Source organism: Flavobacterium sp. (assembly GCF_044349645.1).
In the GTDB taxonomy this organism is placed as follows: Bacteria; Bacteroidota; Bacteroidia; order Flavobacteriales; family Flavobacteriaceae; genus Flavobacterium.
The window spans coordinates 20,036-35,490 of record NZ_JBIKQP010000022.1 but is presented as its reverse complement, the minus strand read 5'-3'; the positions used below and the strand labels follow the sequence as shown (position 1 = coordinate 35,490).

Below are 15,455 nucleotides of genomic sequence, written 5' to 3'. Positions count from 1 at the left end.
CTATATTTGCACCCACAAAATGGCCTCGTGGCGCAACTGAATAGCGCATCTGATTACGGCTCAGAAGGTTACTGGTTTGAATCCAGTCGAGGTCACAAAACCCTTATAAACAATGTTTGTAAGGGTTCTTTTTTTGAAGCAAATCGGATTTGTTTTTCCCTCACTTTTACACCCGCTATTCGCTTTATCTCTTGTGGCGAACCCCGCCACAACAGGATACCGCTTCTATCGGGGCTAGCGACTTATTCTATATTTTTAATTGATATCTATTTTAAAAATATCAATTGTTTTATAAAAAAAAGCCTAATTGAAAAATCAATTAGGCTTTTTAACTACTATTAAATAATTTATTTTCTCACAAAAGGGGGTAAAAGTTGACTAGAAACTTCTCCAAAACCAATTCGAACATGCGAATTTTGACAAAAACCTTTCATGATGACAGTATCATAATCATTAATGAATTTACGTTCCGTTCCATCTTTTAATTTGATTGGATTTTTACCTCCCCAAGTCAATTCTAACATCGATCCAAAACTATCTGGTGTAGGCCCTGATATAGTTCCAGATCCCATCATGTCTCCTGAATTAACTCGACATCCATTAGATGTATGATGCGCTAACTGCTGACTCATAGTCCAATACATGTATTTAAAATTGGTTCTTGAAACCACAGCCGGTTCCCCTTTTTCTGGTTGTATTGCCACTTCTAAATTGATGTCAAAAGCGTTTTTACCTTTTTGTTGTAAATAAGTCAAAGGCGTTGGCTCCTGCTTTGGACTCTTGGTTCTAAATGGCTCCAAAGCGTCCATAGTTACTATCCATGGTGAAATTGAAGATGCAAAATTCTTTGCTAAAAAGGGTCCAAGTGGAACATATTCCCATTTTTGAATGTCACGAGCGCTCCAATCATTCAATAAAACCATCCCAAAAATATAATCTTCAGCTTCATGAATAGGAATATTCTCCCCCATTACATTTACATCTGTTGTTATAAATGCAGTTTCCAATTCGAAATCAATTAATCTTGAAGGTCCGAAAACAGGAGAGGATTCTCCCGCAGGCAATGTTTGTCCCATTGGACGGTGAACCGGAATTCCAGAAGGAATTATCGATGAACTACGACCGTGATAACCTACAGGTAAATGCAACCAGTTTGGTAACAAAGCATTCTCCGGATCACGGAACATCATCCCAACATTAGTAGCGTGTTCTTTGCTTGAGTAAAAATCGGTGTAATCACCAATTAATACGGGTAATTGCATTTCTACTTCATCAATATTGAAAATAACTATTTTTTTATGTTTTTCGTTATCACGCAACTTTGGGTTTTTTGCATCAAAAATATCAGCAATTCTATTCCGTACTAGTCGCCACGTTTTTTTACCATCAGAAATAAAATCATTTAGTGTGTCTTGCATGAACATATCATCGGTAAGTTCAATCTCTTCAAAATAATTTAATTGCTGTAAAGAACCTAAATCTATTGCGTAATTACCAATTCTAGTCCCAACAGTTACTACATTTTCACGTGTTAGGAAAACTCCAAAAGGAATATTTTGAATTGGAAAATCGCTGTCTTTAGGTACTTCTAACCATGATTTTCTATTAGGATCGTTTGCTGTAATTGGCATCTTTATGTTGATTAGTTTGTTGAAAAATATGTACCAAATATATTATAAACTAGAATTTATACAAACCTTTTTTTTGTAAATTTGCGTTAAATTTAACAACTACTATAAAATGCTACACGACAACGAAATTTTCGACCTAATTTTAGAAGAACAAGACAGACAAATTCACGGAATTGAGCTTATCGCATCAGAGAATTTTGTAAGCGACCAAGTAATGGAAGCGGCAGGTTCTTGTTTAACCAATAAATATGCTGAAGGATACCCAGGAAAAAGATATTACGGGGGTTGCGAAGTAGTAGATGTAGTTGAACAAATTGCTATTGATAGAGCCAAAGCGCTTTTTGGAGCAGAATATGCTAATGTCCAACCTCATTCTGGATCTCAAGCAAATACAGCTGTTTTCCACGCATGCTTGAAACCAGGTGATAAAATTTTAGGTTTCGATTTGGCTCACGGTGGGCATTTAACACACGGATCGCCGGTAAACTTCTCAGGGCGCTTGTATACTCCCTCTTTTTATGGAGTTGAAAAAGAAACAGGACGTTTTGATTATGATAAAATTCAAGAAATTGCATCTAAAGAACAACCAAAATTAATCATTGCTGGTGCTTCTGCCTATTGCAGAGATATGGATTTTGAGCGTTTTAGAATAATCGCAGATAGCGTTGGTGCTATTTTACTAGCAGATATTTCTCATCCAGCTGGTTTAATTGCAAAAGGTTTAATGAACGATCCAATTCCTCATTGTCATATAGTAACTACAACTACTCATAAAACGCTACGTGGTCCAAGAGGCGGTATGATTTTAATGGGTAAAGATTTCGAAAATCCATTTGGTTTAACCACACCAAAAGGTGAAATAAGAATGATGTCTTCTTTATTGGATTTAGCTGTTTTCCCAGGAAATCAAGGCGGTCCATTAATGCATATAATTGCTGCAAAAGCAGTTGCATTTGGAGAAGCTTTGACCGATGAATTTTTCAGATACACCCTTCAAGTTCAAAAAAATGCAAAAGCTATGGCAGAAGCATTTGTGAAAAGAGGTTACGATTTAATTTCTGGTGGGACTGACAATCATATGATGTTAATTGACCTTAGAAATAAAAACATTACTGGTAAAGAAGCAGAAAACGCATTAGTAAAAGCAGAAATTACTGTTAATAAAAACATGGTCCCATTTGATGATAAATCTCCTTTTATCACTTCTGGAATTAGAATTGGAACCCCAGCAATTACAACACGTGGATTAGTTGAAAGCGATATGGAAACTATCGTTGAATTGATCGACAGAGTGTTAATGAATCATACTGACGAAGCTGTAATTGAGCAAGTTGCAGACGAAGTAAATGAAATGATGGGAGAAAGAGCAATGTTTGTATTCTAATAACAATAGATTGATGTTTAAGGTTTATCGTATAAACTTTGAACCTTAAACTTTATACTAAATATATGTCAGTTTTAAGATTAAAATTACCTACCGATCCAAGATGGGTGAATATTGTAGAAACCAATATCGAAGAAATCCTTTCTGACCACGCGTGGTGTGAACAAAAAGCGGCGTCCAACGCAATTACAATTATAACCATCAATTCGGAATATCCAGATTTAGTTTCGGATATGTTGGCTTTGGCCAAAGAAGAAATTGAACACTTTGAAATGGTACACAATATCATCAAAAAAAGAGGTCTAACTCTTGCAAGAGAACGCAAAGATGAATATGTGGGAGAATTAGCGCAATACATGAAAAAAAGCAATACTGGAAGTCGTGTTTCAGGATTTGTGGAACGCATGTTATTTTCGGCAATGATTGAAGCCAGAAGTTGCGAGCGATTCAAAGTACTCTCTGAGAATATTAAAGACGAAGAATTGTCTAATTTTTACAGGGACTTAATGGAAAGTGAAGCCGGACATTATACCACTTTTATTACTTATGCGAGAAAATATGGTCAAGGAATTGACGTTGAAAAAAGATGGCGAGAATGGCTTGAATTTGAAGCTTCTATAATTGAAAATTATGGAAAACGCGAAACCATGCATGGATAAATTTTATACCATTTTTATAAATGATAGTAATTTCTGAAGCAAATTCATCCGATTTTAAAACGATTCGAGAAATTGCTCATACAACATGGCCCGATACTTACGGAGCAATTATTTCCAAAGAACAATTGGATTACATGTTAGATAAATTCTATAATGATGCGACTCTAATTGATAATCTTAACAATAAAAACCATTTTTTTTTATTGGCTAAAGAAAATAACAATTGCCTCGGATTTGCTTCCTATGAACCTGATTATTTAGGTGATAAAATCGTTCGATTACATAAAATTTACCTACTTCCAGATGCACAAGGAAAAGGAGTAGGAAAATTACTGATTTCCGAAATAGAAAAAATAGCTAATCAGCTCAATCAAATTGGAATTTCATTGAATGTAAATCGGTTTAATAAAGCCTTCGAATTTTATAAAAAAATTGGTTTCGAGTGCGTTGGTGAAGAAGATATAGAATTGGATTTTGGTTACCTTATGGAAGATTTCAAAATGCTTAAAAAAATCCGCTAACTATTTTACGATAATATCGTATTTGTAAAGCAACCCTTTTACCCCTTCTAAAGAAAAAATAGCTTTCTTAATCTTGGTGCTTTCTGGATTAATTGTATAATTAAAACTGGTTTTAAAATTGGTTTTGGTAGCATTGGCTTTGTCAAACTCGGAACGATACAAATCGCAGTTTTCAAAAACTACTTCACTTAAATCGGCCGCCATAAAGTCAACTGCTACAAGGCTTGTATTGGTAAATGTGGTTCCTTTTAACTTAAGCGCATAAAACTTCGAAAAGTCTAAAATGCAATCTTTAAAGTGAATTTCAAAGATGAATTTATCAATCATGGCAAAATTCACATCGCTAATTTTACACTTATTAAAATAAACCGTTCTCAAGGATGTATGGTTGATTTTTGCACCGTTAAAATTGCAATTTACAAACTTACAATCGATAAAACTGGCGGCTAGGAAAATACAACTCGTAAAATTACAATCTATAAAAGAGCAGTTTTCATATTCTTTGTAACTGATTTCATTTTCGCTATAAACGATTCCTTTAAAATCGGTATTAAGAATATAGTTAGTATTATTCAAACTATTGTATTTTTGATTTTAACTCTTGAGCATCAATGGAACCGTGAGAAACATCATAAACCGACTTCCCACCAACTATTAACAATAATTGAGGCGATTGATGTACTACATTAAAACGAGAAGCAATTTCATTGGATACCTCCCTAAAAGAAATTAAATCAAGAAAATAAGCCGCAACATTTTTACCTAAGTCGTACTCATTTTCAAAATTTTTCAAAGCCATTCTGCTTATGCTACAACGCGTACTGTGTTTGAATATAATAACCGGCATTTGCTCAGAAAGCGCAATAATTTCGTCTATTTGACCCAAATGTTCCGTTGGAGTCCAGGTGATATTGAATGAATTGGAATTGGGTTTTGGTTCCCCAAAAATAGAATTAAATATACTCATAGTTTATAAATGAATTTTGACTTTACAAAGTTATCTAAATTAGTTTAGATGCTATACTTGTATAAATAAAATAATTTTAGAAAAGTTAATATTGAAAAAATATTACAAACTTGAAAACCAATGAATTTAGATGAGTTTTCGATATAATAAAAATATTAAATATCATGCTAAATAATTCGAAATAGTTTTGAAAGAAGTATTAGGAAACTTAAATTTGCAATTAAAACTTTAAACTATGATTTCATACAATACAAAGGACTGGTTTTCATTTATTTTTAAGTTTCATAAGTCGGACACCTTTAGAACCCTTTTCCCAATTATGATCGCCATAGGTCTTTATTCTGCAATCATTGGATATTTAGAAATAGAATATTGGAAATTACCAGAAGACAGCTATATAAAAAACATAACAACAATGCATGGAATGTTAGGTTTTGTAATTTCATTATTGTTGGTTTTTAGAACAAATACCGCTTATGACCGATGGTGGGAAGGGCGGAAATTATGGGGTTCATTAGTCAATAACAGTCGTAATTTTGCAATAAAGTTATCCGGAATATTGAAAGAAGAAAGTGACCGTTCCTATTTTCGCAAAATGATACCCGGATACGCTTCCATTTTACACAAACATTTAAATAACAACGATACCAGCAAGCAGCTTTTTGAAGATGTAGAATTAGAGATTGATCTTCAAAAACATAAGCCTAATCAAGTTGCAAAAATGATGTTTTTAAAAATTAATGATCTTTACGATTCGAAAAAAATCACTGGTGATCAATTAATTATTTTAAATAACGAAGTTCAATCATTTATTGAAATATGTGGTGCTTGTGAACGAATAAAAAATACACCAATTCCTTATTCTTACAGTGCTTTTCTGAAAAAGTTTATATTTTTCTACGTTATGACACTTCCATTTGGATATTCATTTACACTTGGCTACTATGTAGCCCCTGTAGTGATATTTGTATTCTATGTATTGGCAAGTTTAGAACTCATTGCCGAAGAAATTGAAGATCCATTTGGAACAGATGAAAACGATTTGCCAACAAAGAAAATCGCTGAAAATATCAAAAAACACATCGAGGAATTAATTTAGGTTAAAAATTAAAATAACAAGAAAATAAAGGAGTTAAAAACGATAGGTTTAAAGATTTGTAGTAATTTCAAAATGAATTCAAAATTTAATTCTATAGATAAAAGAGCTTCTCAATTTATAAAAATAACTATTTTTGCAGTCTAAAATTTTAGCTATGGCAAATAACAAATACAAAATAGCGGTTGTACAATTAAACTTGAACGATGTTGCCGAGAACAACCTTAAAAAATGTTTGTCTTGGGTTCGTGAGGCAGCAAAAATGGGTGCCGAAGTGATCTCATTACCTGAATTATATAGTAGTCATTACTTTTGTCAAAGTGAAGATGTCGATAATTTTGCTTTAGCAGAACCACTTTACAGTACTTCATTTATTGCATTTAGCGAATTAGCTAAAGAATTGGGAGTGGTAATTATTGTTCCATTTTTTGAGAAAAGAATGGCTGGAATTTACCATAATAGCGCTTACATTATTGATACCGATGGATCAGAAGCAGGATTGTACCGAAAAATGCACATTCCAGATGATCCACATTTTTATGAGAAATTCTACTTTACCCCTGGGGATTTAGGTTTTAAAGCTTTTCCAACCAATAAAGGGAAAATTGGTACTCTAATTTGCTGGGATCAATGGTTTCCTGAAGCGGCTCGTTTAACCGCTTTACAAGGTGCCGAAGTTTTGTTTTATCCAACAGCTATAGGTTGGCATCCATTGGAAAAAGAACAGTATGGCGAAAACCAACACGGTGCTTGGATGAATGTTATGAAGGGACACGCTGTTGCAAATGGTGTATACGTTGCTGCTGCCAACAGAATTGGTTTGGAACAATATTTACCAAATACCTCTGGGATTGAATTTTGGGGATCCTCATTTATAGCTGGACCACAAGGAGAAATATTGGCGCAAGCCTCACACGATAAAGAAGAAATTTTGATTGCAGAAGTCGATTTGGACTTACAAGAAAATGTGCGTCAGAATTGGCCTTTTTTACGTGATAGAAGAATTGATGCTTTTGAAGATATTACAAAAAGAGCCATAGAATAATGACAAATTCAAGACGATTTCCAGCAGAATGGGAAAAGCACCAAGGCATTTTGCTTTGTTTCCCTCATAACGGTAAGGATTGGCCTGGAAAATACGAGGCGATTCAATGGGCGTTTGTAGAATTCATTAAAAAAGTAACCACTTTTGAAGAGGTTGTTTTAGTTGTTGCCGACGAAAAACTTAAAGCCAAAGTTATCGAAATGCTAGAAATTGCAGAAGTAAATATCAAAGCAGTTTCATTTATATTACATAAAACAAATAGAAGTTGGATGCGCGATTCTGGTCCAATTATTGTAAAAAATGGAACTAAAAGAGAAGCATTAGACTTTAATTTTAATGGTTGGGCAAAATACAATAACTACCAATTGGACAAATGGGTTCCAAGGATGGTAGCGAAATATTTAGATATTCCGGTCCAACAAGTTACTTATAAAGGAAAACCGGTTATTGTAGAAGGTGGAGCGATTGAATCCAATGGAAAAGGAACTCTAATTACTTCTGAAGAATGCTTGATGCATCCTACTATCCAAGTTAGAAATCAAAATTTTACCAAAGAAGATTATGAAGCTGTTTTCAAAGAATACCTTGGAATTACCAATGTAATTTGGCTAGGCAACGGAATTGAAGGCGATGATACTCATGGTCATATAGATGATTTATGTCGTTTTGTAAATGAAAATACTGTGGTAACCATTGTAGAATCTGATAAAAAAGATAGTAATTACCAACCATTACAAGACAATTTAAAAAGACTACAAAGCGCGAAATTAGAAAATGGAAAACCATTAAACATTGTGAAATTACCAATGCCGAAAAGAATTTATTTTGATGGAATTGTGTTACCTGCAAGTTATGCTAATTTTTTAATATTGAATAAATGTGTGTTAGTTCCAACTTTTAACGATTCTAATGATAGAGTGGCGTTAAATATTCTCGCTGATTGTTTTCCAGATCGAGAAATTATAGGAATTAGTGCAATTGATTTAATTTGGGGATTTGGAACGCTTCATTGTTTAAGTCAGCAAATTCCGGCTTAAGATAACTAAACCGAGAGTAAATTTTCGATAATATTAAAAAAAAACACCAACATTACGCTGGTGTTTTTTTATTGAATTATAATTAACTTTTATTTGTCTTTTGTAAATAAGAAAGTTTGACCGTTTATCATCAAATTTAATTCTGTTTTTGCTTCGTTAAATTGTATTGTTAAACCAGCTTGTTCAAAAGTAAATTTGTCTTTTCCAGCACTTTCAAGTGGAATATTTGGTTGTCCTGTAGCTTTTGCAACAAGCGAACCATCTTCTTCTGAAATCGTTATTTTAATTGGGATCATAGTACTTGAATAAGTTCCGAAATAAGGATCTAAAATAACGTCTTTTTCTAATTCACCAGCAGCTGAAGTCCAAGTATTATTTGCACTATTTACATCAGGGAAAACATGGTCTGGATCTAAAGTAATGCTTTCAATTTCTTCAGTAGAATCATATTTAAATGACCAATCAATATTTTTTTGCCAAATTTCAACTGGTAAATTCACTCTTTTTACAACACCACTTTTAAATTTAATATCTAAAATAACAGGAAGAGGCATTTTTTCTAAGTTTTCCAATGAAATCACCGCTCCTAATTTTGGATTGTTTTTCACATATTTAACTTTGGTAATTGCCTGATCAAAACGCCAGTTATTGATAAACCAACCTCTCCAAAACCAATTTAAATCTTCACCAGCAACATTTTCAATGGTTCTGAAGAAATCATCTGGAGTTGGGTGCTTGAAAGCCCATCTTGCTACATAAGTTTTAAAAGCATTATCAAAACGCTCTTTACCTAAAATTTGTTCTCTCAACATGATCAATCCTGCAGAAGGTTTGTAGTAGGCTAACATTCCCATATTCATTTCTTTAAAACAATCAGGAGCTGTAAATATTGGCTCGATTGAAGGTCTTGTGAATGCTTCCGACATTTGGTGCATATCTGTTGCTGGAGATTTATATTCCCCATTATTGAAATCTACTGAGCTCAACGAATTGATAAAAGTATTAAACCCTTCATCCATCCAAGCGAATAGTCTTTCATTTGAACCCACAATCATTGGAAACCAAATGTGTCCAAATTCGTGATCAGTAACTCCCCATAATTCTTCCCCTTTAGATTCCCATCCGCAGAAAACAATTCCAGGATATTCCATACCCCCTTCATTTCCAGCTACGTTAGTTGCTGCAGGATAAGGATATTCAAACCATCTTTTTGAGTAATTTTCGATAGAAGTTTTTGTATATTCAGTTGAACGTCCCCAAGCTGATTCACCTTCGCACTCCACTGGATAAGCAGAAATAGCAAGTGATTTTTTACCACTTGGCAAGTTAATTCTAGCAGCATCAATAATAAAAGCGGCAGAAGAAGCAAACGATACGTCTCTAGAATTTTTAATTTTAAAATGCCAAGTCAACGTTGGTTTTGTCAATGGATTTGAAACAGCTTTAGCTACATCCTCAGCAGAACGAATTACTACCGTTTTTTCACTATTTGCAGCAGCAGCCCATAATTTTTGTTGTTTGTCAGAATAGACTTCATTCGCATTAACCAATTCTCCAGAACAAACCACAACATGGTTTGAAGGCGCAGTAATATTCACATCAAAATCACCATATTCTAAATAAAACTCTCCAGCACCTTGATAAGGTGGTGTATTCCAGCCTTTTACATCGTCATAAACACACATTCTAGGATACCATTGAGCGATGGTAAAAACTTTACCATTTTTAGTATCTAAAACTCCAGTTCTATCTGAACCGTATTTTGGTGAAATGTAAGAGAATTCAATTTTTAATTTCACAGAAGCTCCGTTCGCACTTAAATCTTGCGGAAGAGAAATTTTCATTCTCGTATCGTTAATTTCAAATTTAGCGTCTTTTTCAACAACTTTTCCGCCAACATTCGTTACCACTTTAACCGATTTAATTTTGTGACCTCCGTCAAATTTTTCTCCTCTTGCACCATTACGACTTCCTTTGATAGGAACGACAGCGTTTCCACGAGAATCATTTTTAAATAAATTCTGATCAACATTCATCCAAAGGAATGACAATTTATCAGGGCTATTGTTCGTATAAGTCAACGTTTCTGAACCAATAATTTCACTTGTTTTGTCGTTTAAACTAGCTGTCAATTGATAATCGGCTCTGTTTTGCCAATATTTTTCACCAGGCTGTCCACTTGCTGAACGAGTTGCTGTTCCATTTTTAGTATAGAAATTTGGAGCAAAAGCTTCAACATAACTATAATTTGAAACTTTTTTAGTTTCAGTTGCAGGAGTTTGCTGAGCAAATGCAACTAGCGATCCGAAAAGTAAAGCTGAAAATAATAACGCTTTAGTAAATTTGTTTTTCATTTATTTGAGTTTTTAGATGGAGACGAACTATTTATTATGTTGTTACAAATGAGGTAAACAATTCCAAATAATTCGAACTTCAAAGTTGCTATTTTTTCTTGAAATAAAATTATATTTAACATAAATTAATGAAAGTTAAACTTTGTAAATAATAGAAATACTATTTTTGCTAAAAATAATTACAATTGAAAATCATCTTATCTAATTCAGAACTTACTGCGACAATAAATTCCTTTGGTGCAGAATTAATTTCTTTAAAAAACAATAATAAACGAGAGTATATTTGGGAAGGAAATCCAGAATATTGGGGAAAGCACTCCCCTATTTTATTTCCAATAGTGGGAAGTTTGAAAAATAATAGTTACCACTACAATAATTCAATTTATCATTTACCGAGACACGGATTTGCTAGAGAATTGGATTTTGATATTATAGAGCAATCTAATGAAAAAGTACTTTTTTCTTTAAAGGAATCGGCAACTACATTAGAAAAATATCCATTTAAATTTGAATTACAAATAAGTTACACTTTAACCAATTCTAAATTAAAAATAGGATTCAATGTAATCAATAATAATCCTTTTTCAATGCCGTTTTCAATTGGAGCACACCCCGCATTTGCAATAGAGAATAATTACCAGAATTATAAATTAATATTTGAAAAATCAGAAAATTTAGTAGTTTCAAAATTGGAAAATGACTTGATTTCAAATACTACCTATAAATTGCCAATTGAAAATAATAGTTTACCTTTAACGTATTCATTATTTGAAAATGATGCCTTAATTTTTAAAACCATAGAATCTAAATCGATTGCTATTGCTGAAAATGATATTCCGTTTTTAAAAGTACATTATAATAACTTTCCATCTTTGGGAATTTGGACGAAAAGTCAAGCTCCTTTTATTTGTATAGAACCTTGGATTGGGTTCGCTGACACAATTGAAAACAATGGTAATTTAGAAGAAAAAGAAGGAATTAAAATCCTGGGAATCAACCAAACATTTGAAACCAATTATTTTATTGAAATTTTATAGGCCAAATTATGCTAGAATTGAATTTTACTCCATTTCCGATATTAGAAACCGACAGATTAATCCTTCGGAGAGTTGACAATAATGATGTTAACGAAATTTTCTCGATGCGTTCCAACCCTGAAACGATGAAATACATACCACGACCATTGGTAATTACTAATGAAGATGCACTTGCGCATATTGCTTTATTAGATAGTGGAATTGAAAATAACGAAGCTATAAATTGGGCAATTACATTTAAAGGTGAAAATAAGTTATTAGGAATTATTGGCTTTTATAGAACAAAATTTGAAGATTTTCGTTCAGAAATTGGTTACATGCTACTTTCTGAAAATCATGGAAAAGGAATTGCCTCAGAAGCAGTTGAGAAAGCTTTGGATTATGGTTTTAACGAAATGAATTTGCATTCAATCGAAGCTATAATTGACCCTAGAAATTCTGCCTCTGAAAGAGTTTTACTAAAAAACGGATTTGTAAAAGAGGGGTATTTTAAAGAGAATACATTCTTTAATGGGGAATTTTTAGACAGTGTTATTTACTCTAAAATAAAAAAAGCAGACCTATAAGCCGGATTCTGTCCACGTTTTGCGTGGCCTTATCATTTATCTAGGCTCGAAATTACTCGCGAGCTCCATCTTTCTACCCTTCAACAACGGACGAGAAGCCCTTAACTATTGATATACTTGAAATTTCACCGCATAGAGTTTACCTGGTTTCACTACAGCATTACCTGTACCTGCTTTCTGTTGCACTTGTCCTCTTTCGATTGCTCAAAATGACGGGTGTTACCCGCTATGCTTCTCTTTGGTGTCCGGACTTTCCTCCACACCTAAGTGTGGCGATAAGGCGGTCTGCGGTGCAAATCTACAACAATAATTGAATAAATATTTGAAAGATTGCGTGTTAAATAATTATATTAAATTTAAAGTATAAAATTGAAAATTAGAATTCCAAAATTGAAATAATAAATCTATATTTGTAAATCAATAATATTTTATGGAAGAATTTGTAGTATCGGCTCGTAAATATCGACCTCAAACATTTAAAGATGTTGTAGGTCAAAAAGCCATTACAAATACTTTATTAAATGCTATAGAGACCAATCATTTGGCGTCAGCATTATTATTTACAGGTCCTAGAGGTGTTGGAAAAACTACTTGTGCAAGAATCTTAGCTAGAAAAATAAACCAGCCAGGTTATGATGATCCATTAGAAGATTTTGCATTCAATGTATTTGAATTGGATGCGGCTTCAAACAACTCCGTTGATGATATTCGAAATTTGATTGACCAAGTTAGAATCCCACCACAAACAGGAAAATTCAAGGTTTATATTATTGACGAGGTTCACATGTTGTCTGCAGCAGCATTCAATGCCTTTTTAAAAACATTAGAAGAACCACCAAAACACGCCATTTTTATATTGGCAACCACTGAAAAACACAAAATTATTCCCACAATATTATCACGTTGTCAGATATTTGATTTCAAAAGAATTACAGTAAAAGACGCTAAAGAACACTTGGCGGAAGTTGCAGAAAGTCAAGGTGTAAAATTTGAAGATGATGCATTACATATAATTGCTCAAAAAGCAGATGGTGCGATGCGTGACGCCTTATCTATATTTGATAGAGTAGTATCTTTTTGCGGAAATAATCTTACTCGTCAAGCAGTTACGGAAAATTTAAACGTTCTCGATTATGAAACGTATATCAATATTACCGATTTAATTATTGAAAATAAAATTCCTGAATTATTGATGGCATATAACGAAATTCTTTCAAAAGGATTTGACGGACATCATTTTATTGCTGGATTAGCATCACATTTTAGAGATTTATTAGTTTGCAAAACACCAACAACGATTTCACTATTGGAAGTGGGTGAGCAAGCTCAAAAGTTATATGGAATTCAATCTCAAAAAACGAACCAAGACTTTTTATTAGAAGGAATTCAAATTGCCAATGAGTGTGATTTGAAATATAAAGTGAGTCAAAATCAGCGATTACTTGTTGAACTTTGCTTAATGCAATTGGCCTCTATCACATTTGATGGAGAAAAAAAAAAGGCTGAATCATATATAATTCCACCAACACATTTTAGAATTGCAAATTATTCAATAACTGACAAAACAGTTGTTGAAAAACCTCTTGTTACAATTGATGTAAAACCTGAAATTACTTCGGAAGTTGTAGTTGATGTTGAATCGGAATCAATTGAAATTATTGAAGTTGAAGAAGAAATTGAAGGTTTAACTTCAGAAAATATTGAAATCGAAACTCCTTTAATTGAAAATAATATTTTGGAAGTTTCGATAGAGAAAACAGATTCTACAAAGCCAATAGATATTGCTTCAGAACCGAAGGTTTCAGCCTTTTCTTTAGCAAGTATAAAAGCCAAAAAGGAACTTTTAGAAGCGGGAAAATCAATAGTAAAAGAAGAAGTTCATTTACCAACAGAGGATTTTAATGAAACCGATATGTTGTTGTACTGGCACAAATATGCTCAACGTTTAGGAGATAAAGGTTATAAAATAATGGAATCTCTTTTGTTAATAAACGATCCCATTTTAAACGGAACTACTATCACCTTAGAATTACCAAATCAAGGTTCGAAAATTGATTTTGAATCAGAGAAAAATGGTTTGTTAGGTTATTTAAAAGGCCATTTACATAATCATAATATAACTATCGAAGTGATTGTAAATGAAGAGGTTAAAACAAAATTAGCATTTACACCACAAGAAAAATACAATCGATTAACAGAAATCAATCATAATTTAGATATTCTAAGAAAAACTTTCGAACTGGATATTTAGATTTTTCCGTAATAAAGTGCTTTCACAATTCCATCAGAAAGCCCAATTTTTGGAACATAAATGTTTTTTGCACCGCTCCATTTCATTGCATTAAGGTAAATTTTCGTAGCCAAAACGATTACATCTGCTCTATCAGCATTTAATCCTAATTCGGTAATTCTTTGCTCATAAGTTAGTGAGTTTAAGAATGTAAATTGTGAGTTAACATTCATGTAAGACAATGGTTTGTCTTGCATTTTACCCGACATTTTAAAAAGTTTATTGATGTTGCCTCCTGATCCAATTAGAGTTACCTCATCATAGATTTCGGTATTAGTTTTTATCCATTTTTCAATTTCATGCCAAACGATATCAGAAACTACTTCGTTTAATAGTCGGACTGTACCAGCTTTAAACGATTTTGAGACTATCATTTTACCATTTGAAAATAAAGAAAATTCAGTGCTTCCTCCACCAACATCTACATACAAATACGTTTTTTCTGTTTTTAATAAATAATGTAAATCAGTTGAAGCGATTATGGCCGCTTCAGTTTTTCCATCAATAATATTTATTTCAACATCGGCTTTTTTCTTAATTATATCAATCACTTCACGTCCATTATAAGCTTCTCGCATTGCGGAAGTCGCACAAGCCATGTATTTTTCAACTTTGTGCACTTTCATTAACAGTTTGAATGCTTTCATAGCATCCACCATTCTATCGATATTTTCTTCAGAAATTTCACCTACTGTAAACGCATCTTGACCCAAACGAATTGGAACACGAACTAATGCACTTTTACTAAATTGTGTTTCCTTACCCTCTTCTTCAATAATATTAGCTACCAAAAGTCGCATTGCATTTGAACCAACATCTATTGCGGCATATTTTTTTATTTTAATCATTAAATATTATTTGGGATAGA

At 32.9% G+C, this 15,455-nt stretch carries 13 protein-coding genes, 1 tRNA gene, 1 other RNA gene and 1 pseudogene; 10 read left to right on the top strand and 6 right to left on the bottom strand.

The window, feature by feature from the left end:
• The first annotated feature begins 21 nt into the window (after positions 1–21).
• Positions 22–95, top strand: a tRNA-Arg gene (locus AC9UFV_RS06170).
• A 252-nt stretch (positions 96–347) separates the two neighbouring features.
• Here the strand turns inward: AC9UFV_RS06170 and fahA are convergent.
• The gene (gene fahA, locus AC9UFV_RS06165) at positions 348–1,631 is read right to left on the bottom strand and encodes a fumarylacetoacetase (RefSeq protein ID WP_509573899.1); all 1,284 of its coding nucleotides are present in this window, start codon (positions 1,629–1,631) and stop codon (positions 348–350) included.
• Between the two features lie 109 nt (positions 1,632–1,740).
• Between fahA and glyA the strand changes: the two genes are divergently transcribed.
• The 3 genes from glyA (at position 1,741) to AC9UFV_RS06150 (ending at position 4,195) form a co-directional block, all read left to right on the top strand.
• Positions 1,741–3,015 carry a serine hydroxymethyltransferase gene (gene glyA / locus AC9UFV_RS06160; protein ID WP_509573897.1) on the top strand — a complete coding sequence of 425 codons (1,275 nt, stop codon included), beginning with the start codon at positions 1,741–1,743 and terminating at the stop codon, positions 3,013–3,015.
• 65 nt (positions 3,016–3,080) lie between these two features.
• Positions 3,081–3,674, top strand: a complete 594-nt coding sequence (locus tag AC9UFV_RS06155) for a MiaE family protein (protein ID WP_509522466.1) — start codon at positions 3,081–3,083, stop codon at positions 3,672–3,674.
• A 20-nt stretch (positions 3,675–3,694) separates the two neighbouring features.
• Positions 3,695–4,195 (top strand): GNAT family N-acetyltransferase, encoded by a 501-nt coding sequence (locus AC9UFV_RS06150; protein ID WP_509573895.1) that lies wholly within the window; start codon positions 3,695–3,697, stop codon positions 4,193–4,195.
• Here the strand turns inward: AC9UFV_RS06150 and AC9UFV_RS06145 are convergent, their stop codons facing one another.
• Positions 4,196–4,753, bottom strand: coding sequence for a pentapeptide repeat-containing protein (locus AC9UFV_RS06145; protein ID WP_509573905.1), 558 nt, complete (start codon positions 4,751–4,753; stop codon positions 4,196–4,198). It lies immediately after the preceding gene.
• Between the two features lie 19 nt (positions 4,754–4,772).
• Positions 4,773–5,162: a bacillithiol system redox-active protein YtxJ gene (gene ytxJ / locus AC9UFV_RS06140; RefSeq protein WP_509573893.1), complete on the bottom strand. Its 390-nt coding sequence runs from the start codon at positions 5,160–5,162 to the stop codon at positions 4,773–4,775.
• 235 nt (positions 5,163–5,397) lie between these two features.
• Between ytxJ and AC9UFV_RS06135 the strand changes: the two genes are divergently transcribed.
• The 3 genes from AC9UFV_RS06135 (at position 5,398) to AC9UFV_RS06125 (ending at position 8,340) form a co-directional block, all read left to right on the top strand.
• Positions 5,398–6,261 (top strand): bestrophin family protein, encoded by an 864-nt coding sequence (locus tag AC9UFV_RS06135; RefSeq protein WP_509573891.1) that lies wholly within the window; start codon positions 5,398–5,400, stop codon positions 6,259–6,261.
• A gap of 154 nt (positions 6,262–6,415) precedes the next feature.
• Positions 6,416–7,303 carry a carbon-nitrogen hydrolase gene (locus AC9UFV_RS06130; protein WP_509573889.1) on the top strand — a complete coding sequence of 296 codons (888 nt, stop codon included), beginning with the start codon at positions 6,416–6,418 and terminating at the stop codon, positions 7,301–7,303.
• Entirely contained in the window at positions 7,300–8,340 is a 1,041-nt protein-coding gene (locus tag AC9UFV_RS06125; protein WP_509573903.1) for an agmatine deiminase family protein, read from the top strand. Before AC9UFV_RS06130 ends, AC9UFV_RS06125 begins: the two co-directional genes overlap by 4 nt.
• A gap of 89 nt (positions 8,341–8,429) precedes the next feature.
• Here the strand turns inward: AC9UFV_RS06125 and AC9UFV_RS06120 are convergent, their stop codons facing one another.
• Positions 8,430–10,694 (bottom strand): M1 family metallopeptidase, encoded by a 2,265-nt coding sequence (locus tag AC9UFV_RS06120; protein WP_509573887.1) that lies wholly within the window; start codon positions 10,692–10,694, stop codon positions 8,430–8,432.
• Between the two features lie 185 nt (positions 10,695–10,879).
• Here AC9UFV_RS06120 and AC9UFV_RS06115 point away from each other — a divergent pair, with 185 nt between their 5' ends.
• A complete protein-coding gene (locus AC9UFV_RS06115) occupies positions 10,880–11,731 on the top strand; it encodes an aldose 1-epimerase family protein (protein ID WP_509573885.1) in 852 nt (283 codons plus the stop codon).
• A gap of 8 nt (positions 11,732–11,739) precedes the next feature.
• Positions 11,740–12,195, top strand: a pseudogene (locus tag AC9UFV_RS06110) (GNAT family N-acetyltransferase); the annotation flags it as partial.
• A gap of 83 nt (positions 12,196–12,278) precedes the next feature.
• Here AC9UFV_RS06110 and rnpB read toward each other — a convergent pair.
• Positions 12,279–12,589, bottom strand: an RNA gene (gene rnpB / locus AC9UFV_RS06105) — RNase P RNA component class A.
• A gap of 138 nt (positions 12,590–12,727) precedes the next feature.
• On the opposite strand from rnpB, the gene AC9UFV_RS06100 reads away from it, so the two are divergent.
• A complete protein-coding gene (locus AC9UFV_RS06100) occupies positions 12,728–14,548 on the top strand; it encodes a DNA polymerase III subunit gamma/tau (protein ID WP_509573883.1) in 1,821 nt (606 codons plus the stop codon).
• Here AC9UFV_RS06100 and AC9UFV_RS06095 read toward each other — a convergent pair.
• Positions 14,545–15,435 (bottom strand): Ppx/GppA phosphatase family protein, encoded by an 891-nt coding sequence (locus AC9UFV_RS06095; protein ID WP_509573881.1) that lies wholly within the window; start codon positions 15,433–15,435, stop codon positions 14,545–14,547. The genes AC9UFV_RS06100 and AC9UFV_RS06095 overlap by 4 nt on opposite strands.
• Positions 15,436–15,455: the final 20 nt, after the last annotated feature.

What these genes read in the sequence shown, in the direction of transcription:
- AC9UFV_RS06100 (WP_509573883.1), top strand. Translation starts at nt 12,728, where the DNA reads ATGGAAGAATTTGTAGTATCGGCTCGTAAATATCGACCTCAAACATTT.
- glyA (WP_509573897.1), top strand. Translation starts at nt 1,741, where the DNA reads ATGCTACACGACAACGAAATTTTCGACCTAATTTTAGAAGAACAAGAC.
- AC9UFV_RS06130 (WP_509573889.1), top strand. Translation starts at nt 6,416, where the DNA reads ATGGCAAATAACAAATACAAAATAGCGGTTGTACAATTAAACTTGAAC.
- AC9UFV_RS06155 (WP_509522466.1), top strand. Translation starts at nt 3,081, where the DNA reads ATGTCAGTTTTAAGATTAAAATTACCTACCGATCCAAGATGGGTGAAT.
- ytxJ (WP_509573893.1), bottom strand. Translation starts at nt 5,162, where the DNA reads ATGAGTATATTTAATTCTATTTTTGGGGAACCAAAACCCAATTCCAAT.
- AC9UFV_RS06135 (WP_509573891.1), top strand. Translation starts at nt 5,398, where the DNA reads ATGATTTCATACAATACAAAGGACTGGTTTTCATTTATTTTTAAGTTT.
- AC9UFV_RS06120 (WP_509573887.1), bottom strand. Translation starts at nt 10,694, where the DNA reads ATGAAAAACAAATTTACTAAAGCGTTATTATTTTCAGCTTTACTTTTC.
- fahA (WP_509573899.1), bottom strand. Translation starts at nt 1,631, where the DNA reads ATGCCAATTACAGCAAACGATCCTAATAGAAAATCATGGTTAGAAGTA.
- AC9UFV_RS06095 (WP_509573881.1), bottom strand. Translation starts at nt 15,435, where the DNA reads ATGATTAAAATAAAAAAATATGCCGCAATAGATGTTGGTTCAAATGCA.
- AC9UFV_RS06150 (WP_509573895.1), top strand. Translation starts at nt 3,695, where the DNA reads ATGATAGTAATTTCTGAAGCAAATTCATCCGATTTTAAAACGATTCGA.